Annotated in this window: 23 protein-coding genes and 1 pseudogene; 13 read left to right on the top strand and 11 right to left on the bottom strand. The window is 41.7% G+C overall.

Going from position 1 to position 25,648, the window contains the following annotated elements:
- Positions 1 to 37: 37 nt before the first annotated feature.
- The 7 genes from ABE613_RS01560 to ABE613_RS01530 all read right to left on the bottom strand — a co-directional run bounded on the left by ABE613_RS01560 (position 38) and on the right by ABE613_RS01530 (position 5,514).
- The gene (locus tag ABE613_RS01560; protein ID WP_347375431.1) at positions 38 to 955 is read right to left on the bottom strand and encodes a sensor histidine kinase; all 918 of its coding nucleotides are present in this window, start codon (positions 953 to 955) and stop codon (positions 38 to 40) included.
- A 1-nt stretch (position 956) separates the two neighbouring features.
- Positions 957 to 1,622, bottom strand: a complete 666-nt coding sequence (locus ABE613_RS01555; protein ID WP_235250878.1) for a response regulator transcription factor — start codon at positions 1,620 to 1,622, stop codon at positions 957 to 959.
- A 120-nt stretch (positions 1,623 to 1,742) separates the two neighbouring features.
- Positions 1,743 to 2,669 carry an ATP-dependent DNA ligase gene (locus ABE613_RS01550; RefSeq protein ID WP_235250876.1) on the bottom strand — a complete coding sequence of 309 codons (927 nt, stop codon included), beginning with the start codon at positions 2,667 to 2,669 and terminating at the stop codon, positions 1,743 to 1,745.
- Complete coding sequence (ku, locus tag ABE613_RS01545; protein ID WP_347375430.1) at positions 2,669 to 3,469, bottom strand: non-homologous end joining protein Ku; 801 nt, start codon at positions 3,467 to 3,469, stop codon at positions 2,669 to 2,671. The genes ABE613_RS01550 and ku overlap by 1 nt, the downstream gene beginning before the upstream one ends.
- A gap of 49 nt (positions 3,470 to 3,518) precedes the next feature.
- Entirely contained in the window at positions 3,519 to 4,313 is a 795-nt protein-coding gene (locus ABE613_RS01540; protein WP_347375429.1) for a hypothetical protein, read from the bottom strand.
- The gene (locus ABE613_RS01535; RefSeq protein WP_235250091.1) at positions 4,310 to 5,038 is read right to left on the bottom strand and encodes a hypothetical protein; all 729 of its coding nucleotides are present in this window, start codon (positions 5,036 to 5,038) and stop codon (positions 4,310 to 4,312) included. The genes ABE613_RS01540 and ABE613_RS01535 overlap by 4 nt, the downstream gene beginning before the upstream one ends.
- A gap of 155 nt (positions 5,039 to 5,193) precedes the next feature.
- The gene (locus ABE613_RS01530) at positions 5,194 to 5,514 is read right to left on the bottom strand and encodes a helix-turn-helix domain-containing protein (protein WP_235250093.1); all 321 of its coding nucleotides are present in this window, start codon (positions 5,512 to 5,514) and stop codon (positions 5,194 to 5,196) included.
- Between the two features lie 476 nt (positions 5,515 to 5,990).
- On the opposite strand from ABE613_RS01530, the gene ABE613_RS01525 reads away from it, so the two are divergent.
- The 12 genes from ABE613_RS01525 (at position 5,991) to ABE613_RS01470 (ending at position 20,113) form a co-directional block, all read left to right on the top strand.
- Complete coding sequence (locus ABE613_RS01525) at positions 5,991 to 6,371, top strand: fimbrial protein (protein WP_330578517.1); 381 nt, start codon at positions 5,991 to 5,993, stop codon at positions 6,369 to 6,371.
- A 21-nt stretch (positions 6,372 to 6,392) separates the two neighbouring features.
- Positions 6,393 to 7,103: a hypothetical protein gene (locus ABE613_RS01520; protein ID WP_235250095.1), complete on the top strand. Its 711-nt coding sequence runs from the start codon at positions 6,393 to 6,395 to the stop codon at positions 7,101 to 7,103.
- A 15-nt stretch (positions 7,104 to 7,118) separates the two neighbouring features.
- A complete protein-coding gene (locus tag ABE613_RS01515) occupies positions 7,119 to 8,039 on the top strand; it encodes a hypothetical protein (protein ID WP_235250097.1) in 921 nt (306 codons plus the stop codon).
- The gene (locus tag ABE613_RS01510) at positions 8,040 to 9,824 is read left to right on the top strand and encodes a lysozyme family protein (protein WP_510182339.1); all 1,785 of its coding nucleotides are present in this window, start codon (positions 8,040 to 8,042) and stop codon (positions 9,822 to 9,824) included.
- Between the two features lie 10 nt (positions 9,825 to 9,834).
- Positions 9,835 to 10,434 (top strand): DUF5038 domain-containing protein, encoded by a 600-nt coding sequence (locus tag ABE613_RS01505; RefSeq protein ID WP_347375428.1) that lies wholly within the window; start codon positions 9,835 to 9,837, stop codon positions 10,432 to 10,434.
- Complete coding sequence (locus ABE613_RS01500) at positions 10,431 to 13,709, top strand: TraG/VirB4 family ATPase (protein ID WP_347375427.1); 3,279 nt, start codon at positions 10,431 to 10,433, stop codon at positions 13,707 to 13,709. Before ABE613_RS01505 ends, ABE613_RS01500 begins: the two co-directional genes overlap by 4 nt.
- Before the next feature lie 57 nt (positions 13,710 to 13,766).
- Positions 13,767 to 17,042: a VaFE repeat-containing surface-anchored protein gene (locus ABE613_RS01495; RefSeq protein WP_347375426.1), complete on the top strand. Its 3,276-nt coding sequence runs from the start codon at positions 13,767 to 13,769 to the stop codon at positions 17,040 to 17,042.
- A 55-nt stretch (positions 17,043 to 17,097) separates the two neighbouring features.
- Entirely contained in the window at positions 17,098 to 17,460 is a 363-nt protein-coding gene (locus ABE613_RS01490) for a hypothetical protein (protein ID WP_235250106.1), read from the top strand.
- 493 nt (positions 17,461 to 17,953) lie between these two features.
- A complete protein-coding gene (locus ABE613_RS01485) occupies positions 17,954 to 18,367 on the top strand; it encodes a zinc-finger-containing protein (RefSeq protein WP_330641367.1) in 414 nt (137 codons plus the stop codon).
- Between the two features lie 14 nt (positions 18,368 to 18,381).
- Positions 18,382 to 18,963, top strand: coding sequence for a sigma-70 family RNA polymerase sigma factor (locus ABE613_RS01480; protein ID WP_347375425.1), 582 nt, complete (start codon positions 18,382 to 18,384; stop codon positions 18,961 to 18,963).
- Positions 18,964 to 18,981: 18 nt separating this feature from the next.
- Positions 18,982 to 19,668, top strand: a complete 687-nt coding sequence (locus tag ABE613_RS01475; RefSeq protein WP_288859573.1) for a cell division protein — start codon at positions 18,982 to 18,984, stop codon at positions 19,666 to 19,668.
- Positions 19,669 to 19,678: 10 nt separating this feature from the next.
- Positions 19,679 to 20,113 carry a hypothetical protein gene (locus ABE613_RS01470; protein ID WP_347375424.1) on the top strand — a complete coding sequence of 145 codons (435 nt, stop codon included), beginning with the start codon at positions 19,679 to 19,681 and terminating at the stop codon, positions 20,111 to 20,113.
- A gap of 320 nt (positions 20,114 to 20,433) precedes the next feature.
- Here the strand turns inward: ABE613_RS01470 and ABE613_RS01465 are convergent, their stop codons facing one another.
- Positions 20,434 to 20,856 carry a DUF1810 domain-containing protein gene (locus ABE613_RS01465; RefSeq protein ID WP_347375423.1) on the bottom strand — a complete coding sequence of 141 codons (423 nt, stop codon included), beginning with the start codon at positions 20,854 to 20,856 and terminating at the stop codon, positions 20,434 to 20,436.
- 25 nt (positions 20,857 to 20,881) lie between these two features.
- Entirely contained in the window at positions 20,882 to 21,856 is a 975-nt protein-coding gene (locus ABE613_RS01460) for a bacteriophage abortive infection AbiH family protein (protein WP_347375422.1), read from the bottom strand.
- A gap of 179 nt (positions 21,857 to 22,035) precedes the next feature.
- Here ABE613_RS01460 and ABE613_RS01455 point away from each other — a divergent pair, with 179 nt between their 5' ends.
- Positions 22,036 to 23,520: a hypothetical protein gene (locus tag ABE613_RS01455; RefSeq protein WP_347375421.1), complete on the top strand. Its 1,485-nt coding sequence runs from the start codon at positions 22,036 to 22,038 to the stop codon at positions 23,518 to 23,520.
- A 179-nt stretch (positions 23,521 to 23,699) separates the two neighbouring features.
- On the opposite strand, the gene ABE613_RS01450 is transcribed toward ABE613_RS01455, so the two are convergent.
- Both ABE613_RS01450 and ABE613_RS01445 read right to left on the bottom strand, forming a co-directional pair.
- Positions 23,700 to 25,052 carry a DUF3800 domain-containing protein gene (locus tag ABE613_RS01450; protein ID WP_347375420.1) on the bottom strand — a complete coding sequence of 451 codons (1,353 nt, stop codon included), beginning with the start codon at positions 25,050 to 25,052 and terminating at the stop codon, positions 23,700 to 23,702.
- Positions 25,053 to 25,157: 105 nt separating this feature from the next.
- Positions 25,158 to 25,439 (bottom strand): annotated as a pseudogene (locus ABE613_RS01445) (tyrosine-type recombinase/integrase); the annotation flags it as partial.
- Positions 25,440 to 25,648 lie beyond the last annotated feature (209 nt).

Genomic DNA, 25,648 nt, shown 5'->3' with positions numbered 1-25,648 from the left:
CACACTGCCAAGTATACCGGACAAATCTAACAAACTTCTAACAAATAGGCGGAAGATTCATTTCCATCATTAATCCCGGTTGCATTCTTTTTACCACCAAAAACCCTCCATGTCTATTCACGATTTCCCTTGTCAGATATAAGCCAATCCCAAATCCCTCCTGGACTGTGACACGTTTTCCGCGATAGAATCTCTTAAAAATATGATTTTCCTCTCCCGATTCAATACCGATTCCATAATCTCTTACCTGAATCTTTAAAAACATCTCATTCTCCGATATCGAAACTTCAACCTTACCTCCTATTTCACTATACTTCACTGCATTATCCAAAATATTATAAATTGCCTCCCCCAACCAATTAGCATCATGCTTACAAACCGCTGTCTTAGGAAATGTAATCTCAAATTGAATCTCCTTCGCTTCTGCCCAGCTTTGTATCTGTCCAAGAGAGTTTCGGATTGTTTTCAGAATATCCTCTTCCTTTTTCTTAATCTGAATGATGTGATGCTCCAATCGGGACATCTTGATAAAACTCTCTACAAGGAAATATAATTTTGCTTCACTATTTTCAATCGCTGACAAATATCTTAAAGATTCTTCATCCGTCAGATTCTCACTCATAAATCCAATATATGTTTCTATATTCGCTAGAGGTGTACGCATCTGATGGGCAATCTCCGAAATCAACTTCTGAATTTCATCACGGCTTTTCTCCGCCGCATCTCTTCTTCCCTGCATTGACTCCTGCATTCTCACTAACTGATGCTCAATCTTTGCATACAAAGTTTCTTCTCCTGAAGCTGCTGCTTTGATCTCCTGCCCTTTCAAAATATCTTCTGTTAATTTTGTAATCTTCCTTAATTCTTCTTCTCTTTGTCTCCTCTGCATACAATACATAACGGTAATTCCAAGCAGAATCCCTGCAAAAACCGCTATTATGACTTGAAAACACATACTATTTATCTCCTATTCGGTACCCAAGCCCAAACACATTTTTTATATATGTCGGCATTTTTGCATCGGGTTCTATCTTTTTTCTCAGCCGGTTAATGGTAACACTGACTGCATTATCTACCACAAACTGCCCATCCAGTCCCCAAATCTGCTCCAGAATATTTTCTTTTGTCAATACCTGCCCCTGGTTCAGCATCAGATACTCCAACAACTGATACTCTTTTACCGTCAGCGTAATCTCTTGTTCATTTATAAAGACTTGTTTTCCTAAAAGGTCCAGGGTAATCTCCCCACATGACAGAATCTGATTTTTACTATTTCGCTTCAGCACCGCTTCGATTCTCTTCAATAACACTTTCATAGAAAAGGGCTTTACTACATAATCGTCTGCGCCTTCGTCAAATGCGGCTAACATATCCCTTTCCTCGTCCCGGGCTGTTAGAAAGATAACTGGGATTTTCCATTTTTTTCTAAGCTTCTGATATAAACTAATTCCATCTTCTTCCGGAAGTCCGATGTCCATCAGAAGAAGAGACACACCATCTCCAAACAGAGTAAGAGCTTCTTTCCCATTAAATACACATATGGTATGATAACCTGCATTCTGCAAGGCAGTATCCAACGCCTGATTCAATAATATATCATCTTCAATAATTCCTATTGTCATGTTGTTTCTCCTACGTTTTTCACTCATTATACCATAAATCCAGGCGTCAAAAAAAATTTTTAAATTATACTCCTCACGAAAAGAACACCAAATCTTGTCCTATGAGGAGCTTTTGTAACTTCAATTTTCAATCTGTACTTCCTCTGGAAACACGTCATCCCGAAATCCTTTGAATACCGGCTGTCTCAGAGAATTCATAGTATTCGGCATATACTCTACAACACAGACTCTATTGGTTTTTACCCAAATTGCCGCTTCATTGCCCGTTGGCAACATCCGGAATGGATTGATTCCTGTTATCTCCAGCATTGAAACCACATCTTTCGTAACTCCAGCGGTCACATGGCCTTTATATATCAGTATATCTCCCCGATATTTAGCTAGAATCAGGCTAAATGTGTGCTGCGCTTTTTGAATATACCCGGTTACTACAAATTCCTCATCCGCCATCCTTTTAAACTTGATCCAGTCTTTTGTCCTTTTCCCCATAAGATAGAGACTATCCTTCTTCTTTGCGACCACACCTTCCAGGAGTTTTTGTTCCGCTGCCTGATACAATGCCCGGCCATTGGTTTCCACAAAACGCGATACTGCAATTCTGGGAGATTCTGTAATCAAATCCTGCAGCACTTCCTTGCGCTCCATCAATGGATTCCATATTAGTTCCTTCCCATCATGATAAATACAGTCAAAAGTCACAAAAGAAGCTGGATATCTGGAAGCCTCCAACTCTATTTTAAACCGATCCGTTAATAGAGTGCGTTTCTGCAGGCGGTAAAAATCTGGCATCCCATTTACTAATACTACGATTTCCCCATCCTGAATACTGGTTCTTTTGATATTTTTGTAAATGGACATCAATTCCGGAAACCGTGAATTCACCTGCATATTCCGTTTATTCCTCAAATCCACCATACCGTCCTTCGCATAGCAGAGACACCGGAATCCATCCATCTTCAGTTCATAAATCCACTCTGGATCGTCAAATGCTTCCCTTTGCTGTGCGATCAACATCGGTTGTGCAGACCGGCTTTCAAATAAATCCATTAAGCTGTCCCCGTCAGCCGCTTCTGACTTTCTTTATCCGAATGCTTCGACAATTCCAGACTTTTCTGCAGTGCTTCCATCAGATCAATCACATTAGATGGACCAGTCGTATCAACTGCCACAATCTCCTGTCCCTGGATTTTCTTCATAATTGCTTCTCTAAGGCGAGCCTGATATTCATCCTGATATTCTTCTGCCACAAACGGTTTGGTCATATTTTCAATCAACATTTTCGCCATGTTCAGTTCATTTTCATCCAACTTCATCTTAGGAATCGTTTTCGGTATTGCAGCAATCTCATCATAATAGAATAACGTTTTCACAATAATTCCATCCTTAGTCGGATATAATACCAGAAGCTTTTCATTCGTTCCAATCACTGTTTTCGCAATGGCTACTTTTTTCTGGGAAAGTAATGACTGACGAAGCAGCTCATAGGCTTTTTCCGCCCCGGTATCTGGGACTGCGTAGTAATCCTTTTCATAGTAAATCATATTGACCTCAGACATCTTAGCGAACTGAAGAATATGGATTGTCTTATCCTTTTTGGTCTTAATCTTCTCTAGGTCTTCATCCGTCATGACTACATATTTATCTTTCTCATACTCATAACCTTTGATAATATCAGTTGGCGTCACTTCTTTCCCACAATGGGAACAATACTTTTTATATTTAATCCGAGCCTTACTTTCCTTATCAAGCTGATTGAAATGGATATCATTATCCACCGTAGCCTTATACATTCCTATCGGAATCAAAACAAGACCCATTGAAATACTGCCTTTATGCGCAACTGCCATCTTCTCACCTCAAAATCTTTTTGAGTTAGTATCTGCTTTCAGGCAGTTTCTATGCAAATTTAACTTTTTTGCAAATGATAATTCGTTCTTTCACTTTATTTGCAAGTGATATTTTATTTGTAAGCTCACTTGCCATAAAACACTCTGCTATAAATTCATCTATGTTTTCAAATCCATCTTTATATTTCTCAAACAGTTTCAATATTTCTGAATCCTCAGAAACATCATATGTACTTGCTATTGCATGTCCCAATTCATGAATTACTATTCGCTTTAAAAACATTGACTCTTCTAACATTCTAATTAATACTACATCAAAGTAATCTGAGCTGAACTTCTTGGTATAAATCTCGTGTTTTTCCAATAAATCAATATCATGCTGCATTTGGACCCTATTCATTTCAGGCACAGGCAGCCCCACCGTTTTCGCACGCTTTTTTAGCTTTTGATAATCATCAACTAAATTATTGAATCTATCAGCACATTCCTCTACTTTTTGGATCGTTATACTATCTTCTAATTTCATATCGTGTATTCTTATGTGATTGAATCCTATAAGTTTATCCTCATCACAATACTGAGCAATTTCGTTTCTATCTTTGTATAATTCTCCCTGGTCATTATGAGTGTAATTATATTCACTAAACGTTTCTTCATAATCCCATGAAAAATAATCACAAATTTTACTTATACCAACTGCAGGATATTCTTTTAAATACTTTTCTGTAAGCTTCCTTATAAATTCAACTTGTTCACTATTCATACCTAAATTATTATAAAAGCAAAATTGAATTTTCGTTTCATGTATATCATCTACTAATGTATCTTTATACCATGTTATCATTCCAAAATCCTCTTTTTCCCATTCTCTTCCAAAACCGGAGCATAAACTGCCGTAACCTTCAGTTCCTCTTCCTTGCTGTCATCAATCTCCACATAATAATCTCCCACATAATATGAACTATAATTGCCCTGCAGAGAATACAGCTCCAGCGTATTAAAATCCACAAGGCACAAATCTCTTGGTTCCCACGATTCATCCTCTGGTCCGTAAGTCTCCATCACTTCCATCAATTTATCCAGGCAGTCCTGGCAAAGATGTTTCCGGATAAATTTCATATCCAGTGTACTATTCTCACCGTAACTTACGGTTACCTTTGAAATTCCCCTATCAGAATTCGGGCTTGCATGAAAAAAGCATCCTCCCTCTCCGGTTCCAGTATATGTCGTATTAATGTGTCCTTGTGGGCCTGTCAAATTACCTGCATCATCATGATTCCGTATCTTCATATCCAATACATACCATTTATTCACACAGATGATCCCAAGATCGTCATATTTACGAAACAGCCCCATCAGACTGCGGTTATCATTCCCACACAAGTAACAATGATCCAGATCCTTAAGTTTACTCTTTACTGGTTTCGGTGTCTTTCGATCCCACGGCACATATTCTTCCTGGAGCTCAGTCTCACTGCTTTGCCTATGACCTTCTACTTCTTTTCCAATTCCAATGCCTGCCATCAGACTTACTACGCATACTGTGATAATTATTCCAATTTTCTTCATACTGCCTCCACGCTTTAGAATTAGTCAATTAACTCTATCAGCGTTAGTATAGCAGATATGAAAATGTATTTCATCATATAACACATGAATTATAAATATTCACGCACTATATTACATCTTTAAAATTTTTAAAAGGTCCACGCCCATACGCAAAACTATTTTCCCGCTTCTTCAATCATCACTTCCAACACACGAAGAATCTTGTTTCGCTCCTTTGCCGGCAAATGTTTCATCTTTTCTTCCAATTGCGTACATCTCGTTTTTGTTCCTACTTCCAGCACATCCATCAGGATTTCATCTGCTGATACATTCAATGCATTAATAATTCTTACAAAAGTATCCAACCTTGGTGTCTTCACATCCCGCTCTATGGCACTTAAATAATTACAGCTCAAATCAACCATCTCTGCCAGCTGTTCCTGCTTCAGTCCGGCAGCTTCCCTGCTTTTTTGAATCCTTTTCCCTATCCCTTGCATATTATCTTCTCCTAATCACACTAATTCTTACAGCGTTACAATCGTACTTTTAGTATATTTGCCAAGGATTCTTCCATACAGTATCTGATAGAGTTTCACTAACTCTAGTGGTGTTGAATTAATGCACTTTTGATGTCATGGCACAGTTATGGCTCTTTCACGACCTAAACTGGCACGGTTCTGCGATGTACAGGTAAATATAAACATGCTAAAATTGATATTGTCAAAATTATATGCAGGAATTGCGCAGCGGTACCGGAGTCATTGCCTCTCCCTTTTGGTACTGGCTGCGTTTTTTCTTGCAGGAGGTGAATTAGATTTACAATTTTATACTGTATTTGCATCAGGCAGCCTGTATTGACCGGGCTGCTTTTTTGCTGCCGGATAAACTGGCATGAGGCACTAAGAAACTATAAGCATCGGGGCAGGGTGGATATTCCATACTGCCCTTTTCATATGAAGGAGGTTTAACTTACGTGAGAAAACATACAGTCAAAGAAAACCCGCCGAATGAAAAGCGTCGTCCTGACTACATGCGGATTATTTACACAGCATCCCTGCTGCTCACGCTTCTGGCATGCAATATTCAGCCGGTCTTGGCAGCTAACATGTGGGACAAAGCAAATGAAATCATGAAAGATGTCTACAACCAGATCATCCTGATTTCTACCATAGCTGCTGTTGTAACGGCATCTGTGGCTCTTTTAATGATGAACTTTTCCAAATCGGGAAAAACCGTGGACGAATCCCGTGCATGGCTCAAACGTATCGTCATCACCTGGGCAATCTTAAACGGTCTTGGCTTCATCATGGCTTACATCACACCGTTCTTTGCCGGAGGTAAATGGAATGGCTAAGCCAGGAAAGGAGGTGCCTAAATGGGAATCTTAGATGGAATCGTGGAATGGATTGCAGAGCAGGTCATGAACATTCTGGATCTTATTACCACTTCAGTCTTAGGTGCTCTGGGCTGCTCTATGGATACCTTTTTAAGATATTTCCCCGCAGCCGAAAGCATGTATCAGGTATTTCTGGCTCTGGCAATTGGTCTGATCCTACTGAACTGGGTCTGGCAGTTATTTAAGAATTACTTTGCTGGTGCCGGAATTGAGGCAGAAGATCCACTGAAATTATCCATGCGCTCTTTCATCTTCCTGTTCCTTACTTTCTATGCAAAAGATATCGTAGATCTTTTACTTGACATTGCTGGAACACCATATAGCTGGATTCTGACGGAAGATCTGCCTCCGCTAAAATTCGCAGACTTTAACTCCGTTATCACTGTTATCCTCGGTGTCTGTGCCAATGGAGCTGTTGCGATTACTGCACTGATCCTGGTACTGATTCTGGCATGGAATTACATCAAACTACTGTTTGAAGCGGCAGAACGTTACATTCTTCTCGGCGTTCTTGTTTATACAGCCCCAGTCGCTTTCGCAATGGGCTCTTCTCAGGCAACCGGTAATATTTTCAAGAGTTGGTGTCGGATGCTTGGTGGACAATTTTTCCTACTGCTGATGAATGCTTGGTGTCTGCGCCTGTTTACATCTATGGTTGGTACTTTTCTGGCCAATCCATTATCTATCTAACAAAAGGAGGAACACATGAAACATAAGAAAAAAATTATATTATTGCTGACACTTACTGCCTGCATGGTCTTATTCTGTTCCTTCCCGGTCTTCGCGGCAGAACTTACGGAAGCAGAAGTGGAACAGGCAGTGGCAAACCAGGGAAAGGAAGCCGTTACCGGTAATATATTCATCTGGTTTCTCTGCGCAATCGCATTTTTAAAAGTCAGCCAAAAAATCGATTCCTTCATGGCAAGCCTTGGCATCAATGTAGGAAACACTGGCGGAAACATGATGGCAGAGCTTTTAATCGCCGGAAGAAGCCTGTCAAGTTCAATGCATTTACGTGGCGGTGGAGGCGGATACCGGGCACCTGCTTCTCCAGGTGCAGCTGCTGTCAGTGGAAGCTTCCTGTCAGGCGGACTGGCCGGAGCTGTCGGAAGGCAGGTGGAACGGAGTGCAGTCAATACAGCAACTGGCTACACAGAACATTCCAGCATCGGCAGTGTCATGTATCATTCTTCCTTAAACAAAGGTGGAGATTTTGCCAACAATGTGATCAGCCGCATTGCACAAGGTAACTATAGTCAGGTCGGTTCCATCAAAGGAGCAGATGCAGAAAAGGCTTATATTTCTTATATGGGAATGAAAGCAGATTCCGAACACCCTTTGCCCAATTATTCCAATATGGAAATCGGAGGCGGACGGATCACCGGAACGGAATCTACCGAATCAGGTTCCAGAGAGTTTGCTCTCTATCATGCAGACCAATATATGGCTCCCTCACAGGGTACATATGAAACTGTGCAGTCTGTAGACGGTGCCACATGGTACAAGCAGTATGCACAGGATACCGTAACTAAAACCCCTTATGATGCAGGCGGTGGAAAAGTTGCCTACCATGAATCCATCGACCAGAAACTGCCCCCGACTCCTCCAAGAAAGGATCGCATTTAATTGGCAGATCACCAGACCGGTCTGAATGAAGCAGTTCTGGTAGGCAGAGCTATGGCTTCTATTTCAGGTGCTGTAAAAGGTGCCACAGCCGGTCCCTTTGGAGCCGTTATTGGTGCTGCAATCCAGAATCGGGAAATCTTAAAAAAGGCGGTGGCTGGAATTGTTTCTCTACTTTTAATTCCAGTATTATTCATAGTCATGCTTCCGGGACTTGTCTTCGGAAATCTCTCCGAAAATACCGGAGCACTTACCAGTAACAGCAGGATCAATGAAAATATACGTGCTGCTAATGAAGCCATTGTAGAAGTCTTACAGGAATGTCACGACGAGGTACTTGCTGATGTGAATGCCGCGGCTTCTCGTGTACCGGAAAGTGATGCCGTATCCATTACGGATCCCTATGCTTACTATATCTCTGTAAATGCCAATCAGCTCATTGCCCAGTTCTGTGCAAGTAAAGACAACTATCGGGATATCAACGTTACGGAACTGAAGCGGGTCATCCGGGCGAATAAGGATGGCCTTTTTACTTATGACGTATCAACAGAGACAGTTACCATGGAAGTTACGGTGGATGCCGGTGCAGAAGGGGAAGCCGGTGAAGGAACGGATTCACAGACTCAGACGGTTACCTTTACCCGGCATAACTTTGTAATCAACTATGCCGGTGATTCTTATTTTGCAGACCATGTCTTTCATCTGAACGACAAACAGAAAAAAGTGGCAGACGCTTATGCAGAAAATCTGACCCTCTTTTTTGGTTCCTCTGCTTCCGGAGTTGCAACTGCCAATGTATCCGATGAGGTGCTTCGCTACCGGGCAACAGTAGAACGGATTGCTGCAAAATACGGAATGACTCCCTATGTGGAACTAATCCTTGCTGTGATGATGCAGGAATCCGGAGGACGTGGTCTTGATGTCATGCAGGCGGCAGAAGGTGGATTTAATAAGAAATATCCCCATGTGCCTAACGGTATTACAGATCCGGAATACAGCATCGAATGCGGAATTCAAGAACTCAAATATGCCCTGGATAAAGCCGGATGCACCGGTCCAACAGATCTTGACCGGATCAAGCTTGCTTTGCAGGGATACAATTACGGTTCCGGTTATATTGACTGGGCCATGGAACGGGACGGTGGTTATACCAAAGCAAACGCCATCGCTTATTCTGATATGATGTGTGCCCGCCCTAACTGGCCTTACTCCAGATATGGCGATAAAGAATACGTAGACCATGTACTCCGGTACTACATCATTACTTCTACAGGCGGCACCTATCCTGCAAATGGAATGCAGATACCTCATTACCTGCAGACAGATTACGGAAATATTCCATATGGCGGAGGTTCCATTGCAACCAGCGGATGTGGCCCGACCAGTTTTGCCATGGTCGCAAGTTATTTAACGGGCAAAACCATCACTCCGGTAGATGCAGTTTCCTGGTGTGGAAATTCTTACTACAAACCGGGGGTCGGCACTTACTGGTCCTACTTTGCAGCGGCAGCCAGTCATTTTGGATGCGGATCGGTCACCCAGACCAACGATCCCAATAGAGTCCTAAAAGCATTGTCAGAAGGCCATCCTGTCATCAGTTCCCAAAGTGCAGGCTTATTTACCAGAGGCGGACATTTCATTGTCCTTCGTGGTGTAACGGCTTCCGGAAAGGTACTAGTTAACGATCCGAATGACAGTGCATCCAAAAACTATATCAACCGGGAATTTGATATGATGTCAGAAATTCATGCAACAGCAAGTGCATATTGGATCTTTGACAAGAAATAAAGGAGAGCTTATGAGCAGAAAAAAATTGATTCTTTCCATCCTGCTGATGATCGGCATGATCGTAGCAGGCATTGTACTGCCTGCCTTATGGAAAGCAGAAAAACAGAAAAACCATACGGCTGACCCAAATCAGCCCGCAAAAGAAATCCAAACGGAAGGAGAGGATACTGCCTCACTTCCCACATTGAAATACGTAGCCTTTGAAGAATTACAGGCATTTTTTGCAGACACCCAGATCAATGAACTAAAGCAACAATTTTCTCTGTATCTCAAAGAAACTGGGAAAACAGACATTACCTCTGTGACCTTTCTTCCAGAACAGACCACCTATCCGGAAGGAAACGACATCATGCTTACTTTTGCTTTCTCTGATAATACTACCCTTCCAGTTACCTGCAGCACCAGTACCGGTGCTTTTTTATTTGGGGAAGAAAAACTGCAAGTCAGTGAAAACATAATTACCTATGAACGTGAGACGGATGATAAACTTCCAGCTGTTACTACAGAAGAAATAGAATCCATGCAGGAAGGCGGTTTTGCTGATACCCCAAACGATATCGAAGCAACAGAACCGGAAAAGAAAACTAATGCAAAGGAGGCGCAGCCGTGAACAACCCTGAAGAACAACAAATTGCCTTAATCCCCCGTAATTTTATTGAGCGGGGTACATTCATGGGAGGAATGTTCAAGATCCGAAATGCTATTGAAGGAGCCATTCTTGCCATCGGGATTGCAATACCTGTTGTGCATCTTCCCCTGTCCCTGACCATACGGATCATCATTTTATGTATGACATCTCTTCCAGCAGCCATGGTCGCCCTGATCGGCATCGGAGGGGAAAGTCTGACGGCTTTTCTGATGAATGCTGTCCGTTTTTTGTTTAATCGTAGAATCCTATACCGGCTGGATACCAAACCGGAGCCAAAAGGAAAACAGCGTAAAAATCCTCGTCAAAAAGAACCAACGGCGAAAAAGAACCGGGAGAAAAAAGAGAAGCCATCACCTCAACCAATGGAGATAGCTACACATGATGAGGAGGTTCCCTGTAATATGCCATCTTCTTCAGAAGAAGAGATTCTACCCGATTCAAAAGTTTCTCCCACACCAGCCTCTAAAAAAAAAGAGCGTCGCCTCTATGATATATCTACAAAACGCGGCATAAAGAAGCAGGCCAGGGAAGATATCCGAATTCTGAAATTTGAAAAGAAACAAAGGAAAAAGGAACAGGCGAAAGCTCTCAAGGTTGCGAAACGTGAAAAGAAACAGCGTTTAAAAACCGAAAAACAACGGCATAAAGAAAAACTGCATCAGGATAAGCTTGCACAAAAGGAGGCAAAACGTTTGGAGAAAGCTGCGAAAAAAGATGCACGCTCCAATAAGAAACAACCTGATCCTTCACCTTCCGTTTCCTTGAAAAAGAAAAAGCGAAAGGACATGACACTGGAGGATTATCTTCCGATTGATAAAATTGCCAACGGGATCATCTATACCACTGACCACCGATATGTAAAGATTCTGGAGATTGAACCTATCAACTTCCTTTTGCGAAGTGCAAGGGAACAGCAAGGCATCATTTACAGCTTTATCTCCTACTTAAAAATCAGCCCGGTCAAATTGCAGATTAAGATGATCTCCAAAAAGGCAGATATCAATAAACATCTGGAACAGGCAGCACTGGAACTGTCCCGTGAGACCAATCCGCACTGTCGGGAACTACAGAAGGATTACATCCAGTTCGTAAAGAAATTAAGTTCCAGAGAGGCCGTTTCAAGACGGTTCTTTCTGATTTTTGAGTATGAACCATTCAATGTAAACCGGAAAGTAGAAGAAAAAGAAATCCTTGCTGCACTGGAGACAGCTGCCCAGACAGCTAAAACGTTCTTATATCAATGCGGGAATCAGGTGGTTACCCATGATAATGAAGATGAATTTACAACCGATGTCCTATACACATTATTAAACCGGACCCTTTGTACAGAAAAGCCTCTGCAGGATAGAATCGCAGATGTACTTGAACGCTATATGAAGGAAGGTCGCCAGGAAGAACTGGATCATATCCGGATCAACGAGTTCATTGCACCGGAGTCCGTAGATTTCCGGCACTCCAATTATGTGCGGATCAACGGAATTTATCATGCGTACCTGTTGGTTCCAAGCGACGGCTATAAACAGAAAGTCGCACCCGGCTGGCTGTCCTTACTGATCAACGCCGGGGAAGGCATAGATATTGATTTTTATCTGCATAAGCAGCCAAAGGATAAGATCCAGCAGCGGCTTGGACAACAGATCCGTATCAACCGTTCAAAGATCAAGGATGCATCCGATACAAACGCAGACTTTGATGATCTGGATTCTGCGATCCGCTCTGGATACTTTCTGAAGGCTGGTCTGGCAAATAACGAAGACTTTTACTATATCAATCTCCTGATCACGATTACTGCTTCTGATCTTGAGGAACTGCAGTGGCGTATTCAGGAGATGAAGAAACTATTGATTTCCCAGGATATGGATCTGCACTCCTGCTACTTCTTACAGGAACAGGGTTTCCTATCCTCCCTGCCGCTTGCAAACCTGGATAAAAAACTCTATGAACTGTCAAAACGAAATGTCCTGACTACGGGAGCTGCAAGCTGCTACCCGTTCACCAGCTACTCCATCTGTGACGACAACGGCATCTTATTCGGAGTAAATAAGCATAATAATTCACTGGTCATCGCAGATATTTTTGATTCCAAACAGTATAAAAACTCCAACATCTGTATCCTTGGATGTTCTGGTGCTGGCAAAACCTTCACCATGCAGACTATGGCACTTCGGATGCGGCGGAAGGGAATCCAGGTCTTCATCATTGCTCCTCTGAAGGGACATGAATTTTACCGGGCCTGTAAAAACGTGGGTGGAGAATTCATCCAGATCTCTCCTGCCAGCCAAAATTGCATTAATGTCATGGAGATCCGCAAAGTTGATAATTCTGTCAATGAACTGCTGGACGGACCGACACTGGATGCTTCCGCTCTGGCTTCCAAAATCCAGAGGCTCCATATCTTCTTCTCTCTCCTGATTCCTGACATGAATCATGAGGAGAAACAGCTTCTGGATGAGGCACTTATTAAAACCTATGCCAGAAAAGGGATTACGCATAAAAACGAATCCCTGATTGACCCGGATCATCCAGACCAGTATAAGGAAATGCCGATCCTTGAGGATGTCTATAATATCCTGATGGAAAGTCCGGATACCAAACGTCTGGCACATATCCTGAACCGCCTGGTCCACGGCTCTGCTTCTTCTTTCAATCAGAAGACCAACGTAGACCTAACCAATAAATATACTGTTTTGGATATCTCAGAGCTGACAGGCTCCAGTGATCTCTTAACAGTAGGTATGTTCGTTGCCTTGGATTACGTCTGGGATAAAGCGAAAGAAAACCGGACAGAGGAAAAAGCGATCTTTGTAGATGAGGTATGGCAGCTCATCGGTGCTTCCAGTAACCGTCTGGCTGCAGAATTTGTTCTGGAGATTGCCAAAATCATCCGTGCCTACTCAGGAGCCGGCATTTTTGCCACACAAGATTTAAATGATTTCTTTGCTCTGGATGATGGTAAATATGGAAAAGGTATCATCAACAACTGTAAGACCAAGATCATCCTGAACATGGAGGATGAAGAGGCACAGCGGGTAAAAAATATCCTGCACCTGTCTGAAACCGAAGTCATGAATATCACACATTTTCAAAGGGGGAATGGCCTGATCTCAACAAACAACAATAACATTACGGTGGAATTCAAAGCATCCACGCTGGAAAAGGAACTAATTACCACCGACCGGCAGGAACTTCTGGAAATCATTGAACGCCAGAAACACAAAGAAGCAAAAGCCGGTTAACACCCGGGGCAGCGAAATCGCTGCCTTTTTCATATCTTCAAAGTAAGGAGGAGACTTATGTTAGAAAGAACAAATCAATCTATCCACCGGCTGCTCGCATTTTTGCTTGCAGTACTGGTTACTGTCGGGACCGTATTTTCCGGCGGCATGACTGTTCATGCGGCAGACGGTACCGTCAGTTTTCACGCAGGAGCGAACATTCCGTATGGAGATTATTTTACTTCACGCATGACATTTGATGGGAACAATACCGCTTACTGTGTGGAACCACTCAAGAAAACCCCTGCTTCCGGCAGTTATTCCTATGACCTTCTGGCAAAGGATTCCCCGCTTCGGAAAGCACTGTATTACTTAAATGGCGGTTATGGCTATGAAAAGACTGTAAAAGACAAATATTTCAGCGGCTGGTCTGATGACAATTCCTATGTAATCGGACATCTTGTCGTCGCCTATATTTATGCAGGGTATTCTTCAGATACCGGAGCCTTCCATGGCGCACCCCAGAGTTTCATTGACAAAGCAAAAGAAGTTACTGAAGCAATCAAAAGCCTTCCTGCTCCCCCGGAAAACTTCCGGGCCTTTATCATTCCAGGAAGCGGAAGCCAGACTGTTGTTGGAAGCTGGTATCAGGTTCCCTACGGTTATCTGGAAATCCGTAAATCTTCAGCCAACGCCTCTGTTTCCGATGGGAACAGTAACTATAGCTTACAGGGCGCCGAATACGGCATTTACAAAGGAGAGGAACTGGTACAGACATTGACAACAGATAAAAACGGCTATGCAAAATCCGGAGAACTGGAGGAAGGTAATTACACGATAAAAGAAACCAAAGCTTCCAAAGGATTCATCTTGGACACCAAAGCCCATAACGTCACTGTCAAATCCGAAGCAACCACGCCTGTAAATGTGACGGAAATCCCACAGAGCAATCCAATGGATCTGCTCCTTCAGAAACTGGACAAGGAATCACAGGAAGCACAGCCACAAGGATCTGCATCTCTTGCGGATGCACAGTTTACTGTTAAATTCTATACCGAACAGTCCGATCAGGATCCTTCCGCAAATGGAGCCAAACCGGCACGTACCTGGATATTTAAGACCGATGCAGAAGGAAAATCTCATTTTTCCAAAGATTATCTGGTATCTGGAGATGCGTTCTATACACAGACGGATGGAAAAACCATTTGTCTCCCGCTCGGAACAGTTACTGTTCAGGAAACAAAAGCTCCTGTCGGATACTTTTCCAATGATACTGTATTCGTACAGAAGATCACAGCCGATGGTGCCAAGGAAACCGTAAAGTGCTACAATGCTGCATCTGTCGAAGAACAGATCTACCGTGGCGATCTGGAACTGGTAAAGGTATCCGATGGAGAACAAAAACGTCTTTCTGATATTCCATTTACCATCACCTCTGTTACAACCGGAGAAAGCCATACCATCGTGACGGACAAAAATGGGTATGCTAGTACAGCTTCCAAATGGAACAAACACACCCAGAACACCAACCGTGGAGAAACATCGGAAGATGGGGTCTGGTTCGGATCTTCCACGCCAGACGATTCCAAAGGTGCCCTTATCTATGATCAATATGTCATTGAGGAGCAGAGATGTGAATCCAATAAAGGCATGAATCTTTTAAAATTCGAAGTGACTGTATATAAAGATTCCGTTACCATTGACCTTGGAACCCTGACCGATGACCTGATTGAAATCGGCACGACAGCTCTGGATAAAGAAACAGGTACCCATATGAGCAAACCGGAAAAAGAAGTCACTCTTGTAGATACTGTCGAATATTCCGGACTAAAGAAAGGTCAGTCCTATAAGCTGGTTGGAACACTAATGGACGCCGAGACCGGTGAAGCAATTCAGATTGACGGCAAACCTGTAACTTCTGAAAAGACATTCACAGCGAAAAAATCCTCCGGTACCGTAGAAGTTTCTTTTACCTTTGATGCTTCCTCACTTTCTGGAAAAACAACTGTTGTATTCGAGGAACTGTATCAGGAAGATAAACAGCTGGCTGTCCATGCGGACCTTTCTGATGAAGACCAGCAGATTTCTTTTCCTGAGATCGGCACGCAGGCAACAGACTCTGAAACCGGTGAGCATATGGCAAATGCTGATGAGAAAGTGAAACTCATTGACACGATCCAGTATAAAGGGCTGGTTCCAAACCTTAAGTACACTGCAACGGGCACACTCATGGATGCGAAAACTGGAGAACCTGTTCTAATTAATAACAAACAGGTAACTGCCAAAACAACATTCACACCGGAAACCAGCTCAGGCACCATAGATGTAGTCTTCGAATTTGACGGCAGTTCACTGGCCGGTAAGACAACCGTTGTTTTTGAATCTGTAACACAGGATAAAAAAGAAATTGCTGTTCATGCAGATCTCGAAGATGAAGGTCAGCAGATCTTTTTCCCGGAAATTGCAACTCAGGCAAACTGCCCGGATACCAATACCCAGATGGCAGTTCCAAAGAAAGAACTGACCATTACGGATACCGTTTCCTACCATCTCATTCCAAATAAAGAGTATAAGTTAACCGGAACTTTGATGGATAAGGAATCTGGTAAGTCTCTGCAAATCGATGGAAAAGAAGTTACGTCCGAACTGACCTTCACACCAGAAGATGCGGAAGGCACTGTAGAGCTTTCTTTCACACTGGATGCCACTGCTCTCGCAGGCAAAACGATAGTAGCCTTTGAGTCTGTATCTTATCAGGACAAAGAAGTTGCTTTCCATACCCAGATTGATGATGCTCCACAGACCATCTATTTCCCGGAGATTAAGACTACCGCTAAAGATGGAAAAGACGGCGACCAGGACGTCCTTGCAGAAAAAGAAACCTCTATTATTGATACCGTTTCTTACAAGGATCTGGTAACTGGCCTTACCTACCGGGTCGTAGGTACTTTGATGGACAAGGAAACCGGTAAGGAAGTACTGATTGACGGAAAACCTGTAATATCTGAAGCAACTTTCAAACCGGAAAACTCTGAAGGCACTGTAGAAGTAACCTTTACCTTTGATGCTACTTCTCTTTCCGGACATGATGTAGTTGTTTTTGAAAAGCTCTATGTATCTACCGGTGATAAAGAAAACAAAAATGAAGTGGAACTGACGAATCACGAAGATATAAATGATAACGGCCAGACAGTGAAAATTACCGATGTACCAAAAGATACTCCGGATATCTCCACACCAGTCAAGACCGGCGATGATACCCCACTTCTTCTTTACGCAGGTATTGCTGCAGGTGCCCTTCTGCTCGCAGGTATTGCTACAGTAATCTATTTCCGGAAAAAGAAACAAAAATAATCTTTAATTTCAGTGCAGGCGGTCCATAGAGACTGCCTGCTTTTTGGTGATGAATATGGAAACAACCTATATCCAGACAGATATTAAACATGTTCGTAGATTTTTAGATGCCTGTGATGGAAACTGGCATCACTGCATCCATGTGACCTGCCCTTCCTGTAATACTTCCGGTATATGCAGGGAACCCGGATTCCTATTTCATCCGGATGCTACAGCAGAACCGCTGATTCTTCCTCTTTCCGATGCCCGGATTTTATTTTCCTGTTATCCGGAACCGGAAGAATGCATAAGCAACATATCTGTATCTGCTTTTTTATCCTTATATCGCTCTTACCTGAATATCAAAACAGCAGTCAAGTCCGACTGTCCCTGTATGGAACTCCTAAAAATGCAGGAAGAGAAAAACTATGACTGGTAAGTTGCGTTTTTACTTGTTTCTGCGTACAGAATGAATAAAGACAAGGAGGTGTGCAACATGCTTACTCTGATCATCCAAACGATTGACAAGGGCTTCACTACCCTGATTTTTATCCCTATGGTTTATATCCTGTACTGCAGATTTACTTCTTTACACAAAAAGAAAAGGCAGGCGCTCACCATCTACCGGATCTGCTTGATACTAATTGCACTGTTCCTGCTCCGATACTTTTGTAATAAGTTTATCTTCACGGCAGTTAATTACCAACGTTTTACAGACAGTGGCCTTTTTCCATTAATCAAAACCATTTTCTATCCAGAACATTCATAAAAAATGGCAGAAAGTGGTAAAAAGGGAACATTTGGGTACCTGTTTTCGTCCCTGATATATGGGAATTCATCACACTTTTACTTACAATATACGTATAGAAAACGTAATAAACTTACTAATAAAGGATAAATGTACGTATAAAAAACGTAATGCGAGGTGAATCATGATGAAGAAACAAATCATACGCTGCCCTTACTGTGGCAGCCCGGCCATTTTAAGAGATACATCTTATGTCCATGGAAAAAATGCATGGGAAGGCAAACTTTATGTATGCAGCCGCTATCCGGTCTGCAATTCCTACGTCAGCGTCCATCCCGGCACCACTCGCCCTAAAGGCACTCTGGCAAATAAATCTCTTCGTGAGAAACGGATCCGTGCACACCGGATCTTTGATCAGATCTGGAAACAGGGAATTATGTCCAAGAAAGATGCCTACCGGTGGATATCAGACAAATTTTGCCTCGACACCACACAGGCACATATCGGTAATTTCAGTGAGTACATGTGCGAACGACTTATAGAAGAATCAGAGAAAGTCCTTCGCTACAACCATGTACCACTGTGCCTTGCAGGGTAAGGAGGGTGGATGACATGAAAAATAATCCTATCCCCTACAGCCAACTCGTTGAAGAAAATATGGATCTGGTGCCACAAATGGTAAATGTCCTGACACGGAATTACTCGAATCTTTCCCAAGAAGAATATGAGGAGCTGATACAAACCAGTTACCTGGCACTGTGCAATGCAGCTTCTAAATACGATGGACACCGTCCCTTCCGACCATATGCCAGAGCTGCTGTCCGTAATGCGATCTACGGATACTGGCGTACCGTTTACCAATATAATAAACGATTCTGTTCCTTAGATGCATTGCTGGAATCCGAGGACGGTCACTCTTATGAAGGTGAGTTTCACCAGAATCGTACTTCCCTTTCCACGGAGCAGGAAGCGATACAAAACCTGTCCACTGCATACTTGAAGGAACTGGAAGCAGCAAGCAGCAATATGATACAAAAAGGAATTGCCACTCTCCGTCTGCAGCAAGACGGTTACACCGATCGAGAGCTTGCAAAACTATATCAGGTTCCTTCCAACAGGGTAAGGGCATGGCAGAGCAAGGCGAGAAAATGGCTGAAAGAAAATGAGATATTATATGAGATATTAGCATCATAACAAGAAGGAGGCAGTTCTATGCTGACACTTTATACCGCCATCGGCACATTAAAATTTGTCAAAAATACAGATGGAAAATCCACTCCTATGGTTCTTAATAATCATCAGGAATTCGGGCTATGCGACCACGAACTGATTCTCTGGAGCTGCCTTGCCTTCCAGATTCTGCAGATACACGAACTGGAGTCTGCTTACCATGTGCGGCTTAAAAACAGCGGCAGACCGGACGGACTGGCATTTTCCCACTATCTGAACCGGCTGCTTTTGCGCGGCCTGATTGCAAAAGGAGAAGGAGTGACCGGCGTAGATGCACTCTATCAGCTGTTAGGAAAACTTCACATCCTTCCGGTTCACGAAACTTTCTCCACCCGGCTATTTACCTGTATCCAGCTCTATGTAGAAGGGAAAATCAAGCCCGGAGATTTTGGAAAATATCTGCAGAAAGAAAAAAACACGCCCATTGAGGAAACCGTCTTAAAGCTTACAAAAACCATTCCGCTAACCACTGCAGAACTGGTGACCTGTGTAGATCAAAAGAAAGTACCAAAGCAGGAAGAGGATGTCCTCACACAACTCTATGATGGAACGGAAGATACCTACCAGACACTGGCTGACCAGGCACAGATTCTGCATATCCAGTATCCGGTCCTGCAGGCTGTGGGCAATCTGTATCTTAATAAGCAAATTTCATTTCAACGATTTTGAAAGGAGTATTATGCCAAAACCATTATTATTCAAGCTGGTTGCCCAGGCGGCAATCGGCTTTTTTTGTGTACTATTCGGATGCATCATCGGGCTGCAGACAAAAGATAAAATCCTTCTCATTATGAGCCTCGTGATCGGTGCATGCTGCCTGATTCGATGCATCAGCCTGCATCATCTCATCCATTCCGGTTCCTACCTGACAGTGGAAGGATACTGCAGCAAACGGGAAGTTTCAGCCTTTAAGAAAACACAGCAAATACATCTTATCGGAAGCGATGACCGGGAATATCAGTTCACGACAGATAAAAGTGTAAAACTGCTTCAAGGGCACTATTACCGACTATATTTTCGTACTTTTCCATCAACCGATGAGCAAATCATCGGAGATGCTGGCAGCTTACTTGGTTTTGAAGAGATCTCGTCGGTTTCCTCAACCAAGCCATGAAATTCCTTCTTACAAAAATCAATCGAGTAGGAGAAAATTTCTCTAATTGAGAAATTTTCGACCTCTCACACCATATTGCGTAATCAAATTGATACAATTTGAAAATCGGAGCTATCGTTTTTTTAGTATACGAAAACGCCCATGGTTAGGGCGTTTTCTGTAATGCTTGATGCACCCTCATAGGTGCCGTTATCGTTTTTCGAGTAGAAATTGTACCTTTTTCGTGAGTCATAAGAGTAAAATTTAACGATACTATCGTTTTGAGAGTAGAAATCGTTAAATTTGCACCCTTGGGGTTGAAAATGCACCCTATCGTTAAATTATTGAATTGAGAGAATTTCCACAGTTTTCTGATCCCGTTCCCCACTGAAAAACTTGTCCAATACCTTCTGAAACACTTCACATTCCGGTTTTGCCAAGGCAAATAACGTCATGGAAGATTTCAGTTTCAGATTATCCGGCCAGCCCATCACCTCAAGCGCATCATTGGAATCTACCTCCAGAATTGCCTCAGATATTTCAATCAGATTCATACCAAGCGTGTAATCTTCCATATATGCTTTTGCTTCTTCCATATTCTTAATGGCATAATACCGGGCAGTTTCACTGTAGCCAAGTCCCGCAATCTGTGGAAAGATAAACCATATCCAATGGCTACGCTTTTGCCCGGTTTTTATCTCCTGCAAAGCAGTACAGTAATATGTCTGCTGTGCAATCAAAAATCGTTCTAAATCATTATTCATTTTTACGCCCATCTTCTTCATCACTTTATTGCCAAAAACGATCTGAGGGCAATATTTCATAATCCCCTATGTCCAGTTCCAATTCTTTAACCGCTTTTTCTGCAGCATCATAATCTTCCGAACTGTGATAATAAAATTTCCATTTTGCATTCTTTGAAATACAGTATCTCAGATATGTAAAATATGGCATATCTACCTCTCCGAAAGAGTGACCTATAATTTCAACATTATTAACCCCCGTTAACTGCCGGAAAAATTCCCCTTTGAAGGCCATACATTTGTTTGTATTCTTAAAAGTTCGCTTATAATAGTTCGCAACTGCATTGCATATACTTTCTTCTCCTTCGTCATATTCTTCTGCAGCTTTTTCAGCTTTCTCACGATATTCTTCTATTTTCTTCGCATTTCCATGTCCCAGAATTGGCGGCTCATCACAATATGGAGATAGCCCGCCATGAATATGTAGTATATGCTGATATGGCACACGATATATGCGTTCCAATACGCTCGTATAATTAAATGTAAAAAAATAATCCTCAGAGTTATCAATAAAAGTAGACTTCATTGGTGCAGATTTGAATAAACGTACCTGCCTAATCCATTTGCCTACATACTCATTAAGTCGCTCAATAAATCTATATTGTTCTTCCCAATAATCATCCATTGTGTCTTTTATTCCAACTGGACCTCCATCTAAGTCCAAATCATCTACTATTGATTTAGAAAAGTCTAACATCTCTGCTTCATTCGCTTCGCCAAGCCCGTATTCAAAATTTTTCCACAGTGTTTTATATATAGCGTCATCCCGGCGATTTTGAATGTCTTTATTCTTTTTGAATCGCTTATCCAGCCTTTCAAAAGGAGTAATACTATACATATTCTCCATCTGTACGAGAAAATCTTCTGCATATTTTTCGAGATACTTTCTAAAATCCCAATACGATGTCTTCAACCCATGTGCTCTATCAAATCCATTTCCTATTACAAATAACGTAGACATCCTATCCTCCTTTCCAACCGAATAACTTCTCGGAATCTTCAGCCCTGATTTTATAAGGCTTTCAGATCCCTATCTAAAAAAATCACCCACTTTTTTCAAAAAACACTTGACAAATCGCTCAAAATTTGCGGCGAAGCCGATTGATTATATTCTATTTCAATCGACTGGAGGCGATTTTTATGTTACCTTGTAACCCCGGCGGACATGCCGCCTATCAGGAAACTTTTGTATCCGATTTCCTTAAGTTCTATCCTGACCCCTTTGTGCTTTCCAAAAGCACCTGGGATTATATCGTGCAGTTCTGGTATCTTGATCTTTCCCAGACGGATTCTCTGATGCAGGATTGCTATTCTGTTTTCGGACCTCAACCACGGCTCCCATCCTGTATGCTGCGCTCCTACCTGCTTGCTTTAAAGCTGAAAGTAACTTCCATCACTGTCTGGTGCCGCATGCTCAGGGAAACTCCTCTTTATGCCATCCTCAGCGGATTCCCTTTCGGAGATACTCCCGGTGTCGGCACTTTTTATGATTTCTTTTCCCGTATCTGGCAGGATGATTCCAACAACCTTTCCCCAAAAGACCGTTTCCCTAAAATGAAACCTCCCAAGGGGAAAAAGAAAGGCGATAAGACTCCCTGTGACTCTTCCAGCGCTGCTTCCAAACTTCTTCCTCTTCTGGAACGCTGGCAGCTGAAACCGGAAAATCCGTTTTTTCTTGTTTTCCGTCTCTATAAGCAACAGTTCCTGGATCTTTCTGTCCGCAAGGGACTGATCGATCCCAACCATCTGGCCCTTGCCGGAGATGGCACCCCTGTCCGTACTGCCGCACAGCAACGGAAAAAGCGGATCTGCGATTGTAAGGATAAAGGCTGCTCTTCCTGCAATTGCAAACGCCATTATTCTCAGCCGGACTGTAACTGGGGATGGGACTCTCACCGGGAATGTTATTTTTTCGGTTACCACCTCTACATGTATGTGGCTTCCGATTCCTACAATGATCTTCCTGTATTTCCTCCTTTAGAAAGGGCTTCCCGGCATGACATGCTTTCTTTTCTCCATTCCTTTTTCACCATGAAATCATACCTTCCGGAATTCCGTATTGAGAAACTCCTTCTGGACTCGGCCCATGATGCTTACCCGGTCTATGAATACTGCAGACGGGAAAATATCACGCCCTTTATTGATCTCAATCCCGGACATACCGGACATTTTACCTATAAGGATGATTTCACCATTGATAAGGATGGGGTTCCTATCTGTAAGTTGGGCTTACGTATGCATAAAGATGGATATGAGGCTGCCAAACACAGAGCGAAATACCGGTGCCCAAAAGCAGACCGGAAACGTGGCTGTTTCTGTGAGCATCCCTGTTCACCGGCGAAATACGGCAGAACCGTACATATCTTTACCGATGACAATCCAAGGTTATTTAATATACCGCCAAGAGACAGTAAAGCATGGGAAAAGGAATATGACGGAAGGACTTCCGTGGAACGTTCTAACAAACGTGAGAAAGAAGACTATAAATTAGAAGACGGCAGGCACCGCTCTACGAAGATGTGGTACTGCCGCCTCTACGGCATCATGATGCTACAACATCTTGATGCCTGGGAAATGCCATCAGTCGAGGCATTTCAAGATTCATTATTAAGATTGGCCTCTTAATAATGTTATCTTAAACGACTCCATAAAATTTTTCAAGGCATAGTACCCGCTATGTCCAATGTTTATGTCCATTTCTCGTAAATTTCTTTTCCTGCACGATATTCAGTTGTCAATTTTCGGTTGGAATCTCATTCATTGAGATTCCGAGAAGTTATCCGATAAATCTAAATCATCATAATTTATAAATTACAATACTCCATCAAAAATTGTATACGTTCTATCTGTTGTAAATTCTTGCTCATATTATCAAAATACTTATTTTTTCTACTACTTATTTTTCTTAATTTCATAAACATTACTAAATTTCGATTTTGAGTTTCATCAAAATATCTAAGCCTTTCACGAATACTTCTAATATCATGAAGGTTAACATATGCCATAAGTGCACCGTTAATTCCTGAAACCATATCAGATAATTGTATCCATCTACTATTTTTAGAATTTAAAAAATCATAATTAGGGGTCTTATTAACGCAATATGTATCTATGTATGTTTGAATATTGCTCTCTACTATTCCGCATTTATCAAAATGAATATTAGAATTTGGAAAAGTAGCTGCCCTCATTGCATATATGGGAACAAAATTTTCAATAAGTAATTTATCTGTATTATCTTCTAAAAATAACAAATGATTTATTCTGCGCGATGTTTTTGTTCCTTGTCGAAGCAATTCAAGCGCAAAATCTTCTTCTATACTTTGAGGAGTTAATGATTCAATCCAACAGATAAGTTGTTCACAAAAACTCGATATTTTATCTTCTTTTATATTGGGGTAATCATACTGAGCCAGCAAACTAAGTAATCCTTCTTGGTCTTTTACCGCATAATTATATAATATATTCTTAACTTCATCATGTATAAACGGCAATTCTAAAACTGAATCCACAATGTCTACTAAAGAATAATAAAGAAGATTTTGTGTTGCCCAATGAATATAAATCCGATTAGACTGAAGTAAAGTTTCCAATAAAATCGAAACCTTGTCTGATTTTAATATATCAACAAAGCGTTCACTATCCTCTCCATTATAATTTGCGATATGCTTTAGCTTTACATCCGTAATATTTTTTTGAAGTTCAAATTTACGAAAAAGATCTTCTATTCTAATCGGGTCAGAATCACCCTCAAAGGCTATTCCTGACAAAACAAAATCATTGTACCATTTTACATTTGTATTTCCTTTAATATCCTTGAAACGAAATTTTACACAGTTATTGCTTTCATCCAGATAAATCGTATAGCACTTAAAAAATGAATCTATAATCCAAAGCAATTCTTGATCGCTTTGCCCAGAAAAGTCTTTAATAAACCAGCTTATTACATCATATGAAATGCCTGTTTCCAGCGCCCATATTAAAAAATCATTCGTTATAATTCCTTTATTACGATTATTATAATTCACAATTTTCTTTATATCTTCTGATTTTTTTAATTCATCTGGGATATTCTCAAAATATAGTGGAGCATTTCCAAATGTAAAATCTTGTGATGTCAAAAAGCTAAGTTGATTAAATTCATTTTTTTCTTCCAATTTTCATTCTCCTTAATAGTATCGTATCCGTCCTATCTAATTTGCAAATTAATTTTGTGGAATTATCATATACTACACGATTATACCACAGTTCACAGGCCATTACTATATAATGTCTTTCTGCCATTTAATCACTATTCGTTTTCCTTCACACCCCAAAATGCTCTGCTGAAGCAGAGCACCGATGTGTTTCTTCCATATTATTTTCTGTGTGACAGGGGCACATTCTCTTGTCCTGATCGGTTCATCCGCCGCATCCTCCAAACCAAGATGGGTATAGGTGCTGAACGTCACCTTGATGTCTGAATACCCCATCAAATACTGAGGTACCTTCGGATTCATGCCTAATTTTGCCATGTTGCTGCAACAAGTGTGGCGGTAGACGTGTAGACCTGTCAAGTATGAGACAAATAATTCTTTTTTTCTTGCTATAAATACCCGATCATTTCACTCAAATACCCCAGCACTTTTATTATCTTCCGCAAAACCGCAGTTGTCCAGATCATTTTATCTCTACAAAAAAGAATACGCTCCTCAATGAACCGTACCCAGATGCATATAAGTATTCATCGTTACACTGATGACAGAATGACCCA

It is taken from the genome of Dorea chungnamensis, assembly GCF_039832125.1.
Taxonomy (GTDB): domain Bacteria; phylum Bacillota; class Clostridia; order Lachnospirales; family Lachnospiraceae; genus JAFBIX01.
Note: the sequence above shows the minus strand (reverse complement) of the source record. Positions and strands in the feature narration are given on the sequence as shown.

Coding starts and splice junctions, on each gene's coding strand:
- ABE613_RS01530 (WP_235250093.1), bottom strand. CDS start 5,514: ATGCAAGGGATAGGGAAAAGGATTCAAAAAAGCAGGGAAGCTGCCGGA.
- ABE613_RS01495 (WP_347375426.1), top strand. CDS start 13,767: ATGTTAGAAAGAACAAATCAATCTATCCACCGGCTGCTCGCATTTTTG.
- ABE613_RS01550 (WP_235250876.1), bottom strand. CDS start 2,669: ATGGATTTATTTGAAAGCCGGTCTGCACAACCGATGTTGATCGCACAG.
- ABE613_RS01540 (WP_347375429.1), bottom strand. CDS start 4,313: ATGATAACATGGTATAAAGATACATTAGTAGATGATATACATGAAACG.
- ABE613_RS01555 (WP_235250878.1), bottom strand. CDS start 1,622: ATGACAATAGGAATTATTGAAGATGATATATTATTGAATCAGGCGTTG.
- ABE613_RS01505 (WP_347375428.1), top strand. CDS start 9,835: ATGAGCAGAAAAAAATTGATTCTTTCCATCCTGCTGATGATCGGCATG.
- ABE613_RS01515 (WP_235250097.1), top strand. CDS start 7,119: ATGAAACATAAGAAAAAAATTATATTATTGCTGACACTTACTGCCTGC.
- ABE613_RS01480 (WP_347375425.1), top strand. CDS start 18,382: ATGAAAAATAATCCTATCCCCTACAGCCAACTCGTTGAAGAAAATATG.
- ABE613_RS01485 (WP_330641367.1), top strand. CDS start 17,954: ATGATGAAGAAACAAATCATACGCTGCCCTTACTGTGGCAGCCCGGCC.
- ABE613_RS01455 (WP_347375421.1), top strand. CDS start 22,036: ATGTTACCTTGTAACCCCGGCGGACATGCCGCCTATCAGGAAACTTTT.
- ABE613_RS01470 (WP_347375424.1), top strand. CDS start 19,679: ATGCCAAAACCATTATTATTCAAGCTGGTTGCCCAGGCGGCAATCGGC.
- ABE613_RS01460 (WP_347375422.1), bottom strand. CDS start 21,856: ATGTCTACGTTATTTGTAATAGGAAATGGATTTGATAGAGCACATGGG.
- ABE613_RS01490 (WP_235250106.1), top strand. CDS start 17,098: ATGGAAACAACCTATATCCAGACAGATATTAAACATGTTCGTAGATTT.
- ABE613_RS01475 (WP_288859573.1), top strand. CDS start 18,982: ATGCTGACACTTTATACCGCCATCGGCACATTAAAATTTGTCAAAAAT.
- ABE613_RS01465 (WP_347375423.1), bottom strand. CDS start 20,856: ATGAATAATGATTTAGAACGATTTTTGATTGCACAGCAGACATATTAC.
- ABE613_RS01535 (WP_235250091.1), bottom strand. CDS start 5,038: ATGAAGAAAATTGGAATAATTATCACAGTATGCGTAGTAAGTCTGATG.
- ku (WP_347375430.1), bottom strand. CDS start 3,469: ATGGCAGTTGCGCATAAAGGCAGTATTTCAATGGGTCTTGTTTTGATT.
- ABE613_RS01520 (WP_235250095.1), top strand. CDS start 6,393: ATGGGAATCTTAGATGGAATCGTGGAATGGATTGCAGAGCAGGTCATG.
- ABE613_RS01560 (WP_347375431.1), bottom strand. CDS start 955: ATGTGTTTTCAAGTCATAATAGCGGTTTTTGCAGGGATTCTGCTTGGA.